This window comes from Microcystis sp. M53598_WE2 (assembly GCF_030067735.1).
GTDB lineage: Bacteria > Cyanobacteriota > Cyanobacteriia > Cyanobacteriales > Microcystaceae > Microcystis > Microcystis aeruginosa.
The window spans coordinates 1-3,640 of sequence record NZ_JASJFE010000254.1 but is presented as its reverse complement, the minus strand read 5'-3'; the positions used below and the strand labels follow the sequence as shown (position 1 = coordinate 3,640).

The window sequence follows — 3,640 nt, the reverse complement described above, 5'->3', positions numbered from 1 at the left end:
GACAAAATGAACTTTATCTGAGTTGCCTACCCACGATTCAGGCATATTTGAGGAGAATTCGCCATCTCAATTGTTGAGCAACAATCGACCAAATAGGTCGAGTTCCTAACTATTCTGATTGACTGGTATCACTTGAAATGCCCATGCGTATCACAAAATTGGCCAATTGTCAATAGGGTTTGAGATGCGCTCACCCTGGGGAAAGTGATCAGTTATCACTGATAACTGATTACTGATAACTGATTACTGATAACTGATCACTGATAACTGCTATAAAATTGGACTAGCCTTTTTCCCCAGAAAAAAATTCCCCCTCCATGACCTTAATCCTCTACAACACCCTCAGTCGTCGCGAAGAACCCTTTACCCCCCTCATCCCCGGCATTGTCTCCATGTATTGCTGCGGCATTACCGTCTATGATTATTGCCATTTGGGTCATGCGCGCACCTGTGTGGTTTGGGATGTGGTGCGGCGTTATTTGGAGTATCTCGGTTATAAAGTGCGCTATATTCAGAATTTCACTGATATTGACGATAAAATTCTCAATCGGGCTAAAAATGAACATACCACCATGGCAGCCGTAGCCGAGAGATTTATCGAGGCCTACTTTGAAGATATGGCAAAATTAGGAGTCAGACCGGCGGACGCTTATCCCCGGGCCACTCATACCCTCGACGGTATCAAGCGCCTAGTCTACGAATTAGAACAAAAAGGCTATGCTTACCCCAGCGATGGCGATGTTTACTATTCCGTCCGTCGTTTTTCTGATTATGGCAAACTATCAGGGCGAAAACTGGATGATCTGCAAGCCGGGGCCAGCGGCCGGGTAGAAACCGACGACCCGGAAGCAATTAAGAAACAAGACCCCTTTGATTTTGCCCTCTGGAAGGGGGCAAAATCGGGGGAACCTAGTTGGGATTCTCCCTGGGGTCAAGGTCGTCCGGGGTGGCATATTGAATGTTCGGCCATGGTCAAAGAACAATTGGGAGAAACTATCGATATTCATGTGGGGGGAAGTGATCTGATTTTTCCCCACCACGAAAACGAAATTGCCCAAAGTGAAGCGGCTACGGGTAAACCTCTGGCCCACTATTGGTTACATAATGGCATGGTTAAGGTGGCTGGGGAAAAAATGTCGAAATCCCTCGGTAATTTCATCACTATTCGCGAGTTATTGGCAAAATATGACCCCTTAGCCGTGAGATTATTAATTTTAGGCGCCCAATACCGCAAACCGATCGATTTTTCCGATGAGGGATTGCAGGCGGCCACTAATGGCTGGCATACTTTACAAGAGGGTTTATCCTTTGGTTATAAGCATCTTCCGCCAGATAATCCCGCAATTACTGACCAAGAGCTAGAAAATCGCTTTCAAGAGGCGGTAAATCACGATTTTAACTTTGCCGGTGGTTTAGCGGTGTTATTTGAAATCGCTAAGGAATTACGCAAGGAAGGTAATAATTTAACCCATGCGGGTAAGACAGACAGCAATCTGGCCCAATTAGCGGTAAAATGGCATACTTTGGTGAAATTGTCTAGGGTTTTGGGCTTAGAAATGGCCGCTGACCAGAGGGAAACCCCTGTTTCTGAGGGAATTAGTGCAGCGGATATCGAAAATCTCATCCAACAACGGACAGAGGCAAAAAAAGCGAAAAATTACGCCGAAAGCGATCGCATTCGCGCAGAATTAAAAGCCCAAGGCATTACTTTAATCGACCAACCCGGGGGAGTAACTAAATGGTTAAGAGAGGGAGACTAGAAATTCTTTGACCACTTCCTCCACTTTGCGATCGCGTCCATCCACCTGATAGTTTAATTTCTGCATAGCTGTGGAGGTAATTTTGCCAGTGAGTTTCGCTAAAACCTGTCGCAATTGCGGATATTTTCGCAAACTATCCCGGTTAAAAATCGGTACCGCTTCGTAGGGAGGAAAATAGCGTTGATCATCTTCTAGGATGACTAAATCTAGCACGGGAATTAAGCCATCGGTGGAATTTCCCGCCACTAAATCCACTTGTTTTTCGGCTAAAGCGCGGTACATTAACCCTAAATCCATCACTTTCGGGGGTCCGGCAAAATTTAGCCCGTAGGTCTTCGCTAATCCCTTATAACCGTCTTCCCTTTCCAAGAATTCATAACCAAAACCCGCTTGCCAATTGGGTGTATATTTAGCCACTTGCGAGAGAGTTTTAAGATTGTATTGACTGGCGGTTTCTCCCCGGATAACAATGGCGAAAGTATTCTCGAATCCTAAACTGGGAAAGACTTCTAGATTAAATTTTTCTGGATAAATCTCTTGCAGCTTTTCAAAGACTAATCGGGCATCGTTAAGGGGTTTTTCTTGCAAAATTCCCGTGAAAGCCGTGCCAGAATACTCCACATAACCGTCGATTTTACCCGCTTTCACCGCTTCATGACAGATCAGAGTACCACCGAGATTAAATTGACGTTCAACCCGTAAATTCGTCTCTTTTTCGATCTCCTGTGCCAAAATTTCCCCTAAAATCACCTGTTCGGTAAAATTTTTGGAACCGATCACCACTGTGCCGGGGGATGAATGGAAAATTTGAGTCAAGAGGAAAGATAGCAGGGCTAACCCGATTAAACCTAAGCCCCATTGCCATTTAGAGGGCTTTTTCGGACGTTGCGAAGGGGAAAAGGTCTTTTCTAGCCGACCGAGACTCCAATCGGCAACAAGGGCTAAAAAAGCGGCAGGAATTGCCCCCGCCAAAATTAACTGATTGTTGACCGTGGCAATACCGCGAAAAATAAACACTCCCAAACCACCGCCACCGATGGCAGCTGCGATCGTAGCCACACCGATAGCAATCACCGTCGCAATTCTCACTCCTGCCAAAATTGTCGCCCTGGCCAGGGGTAATTCGATATAGCGCAGGATTTGACCGTCGGTCATGCCTAGGGATAACCCGGCTAATTTTAATTCGGGATCAACTTTTTTGATGCCCAGATAGGTATTTAAAACAATTGGCAGTAAAGTATAGAGAGTTAGGGCAACAATAGCGGGAATTTTGCCGATTCCTCCCAAAAAAGGCACGGAAATTAAAAAACCAAATAGGGCTAAACTGGGGATAGTCTGTAGGGTGTTAACGATCGCTATAATCGGTGGGGCGAGAATAGCTTGACGACTAATTAAAATACCTAGAGGAATCCCGATTAAGCTACCCATAGCCATGGCTATTCCCGTCAAGAAAAGATGTTCTCCGGTGCGAAAAGCGATTTCCCCCGCATAATCTAGCCAAAAACTATCCATAAACTTCCCTTAAAGCGGCTGGTTCATCCTATTGTATAGAATAAACAGTATCTATTATTTCCAGTCTTGATTTAAAGATTCTATCACCATCTTGACATTATTTCCTCGCTAAAGACCAATGACTAACAAATTTAATCCTCGGGCTAAAACTGTTGCCGATTGGGCCTATATCGGTATTGATAAACATTTTCATAAAGTTCTTAAACACGAAGCTGGGGTTTTACTCGATCAGGATACGGAAGAATTACATCAAATTCGTGTGGGAATGCGCCGTCTTCGCAGTACCTTAACTGGTTTTGCCCCCGCTTTAACCATGCCGAAATCTGCCGATCAAAAACGGGTGGGTAATCTGGGCAGAATTTTAGGAG

General features: G+C 45.0%; 3 protein-coding genes. 2 read left to right on the top strand and 1 reads right to left on the bottom strand.

Going from position 1 to position 3,640, the window contains the following annotated elements; all coding sequences use genetic code 11:
- The first annotated feature begins 317 nt into the window (after positions 1–317).
- A complete protein-coding gene (gene cysS, locus PX636_RS05355; protein ID WP_002798944.1) occupies positions 318–1,760 on the top strand; it encodes a cysteine--tRNA ligase in 1,443 nt (480 codons plus the stop codon).
- Here the strand turns inward: cysS and PX636_RS05350 are convergent.
- Positions 1,743–3,272 (bottom strand): glycine betaine ABC transporter substrate-binding protein, encoded by a 1,530-nt coding sequence (locus PX636_RS05350; RefSeq protein WP_002798948.1) that lies wholly within the window; start codon positions 3,270–3,272, stop codon positions 1,743–1,745. The two genes, cysS and PX636_RS05350, sit on opposite strands and share 18 nt — an antisense overlap.
- A gap of 118 nt (positions 3,273–3,390) precedes the next feature.
- Between PX636_RS05350 and PX636_RS05345 the strand changes: the two genes are divergently transcribed.
- Positions 3,391–3,640 (top strand): CHAD domain-containing protein (locus PX636_RS05345; RefSeq protein WP_288116418.1); only part of this gene is annotated, 250 nt, incomplete at its 3' end.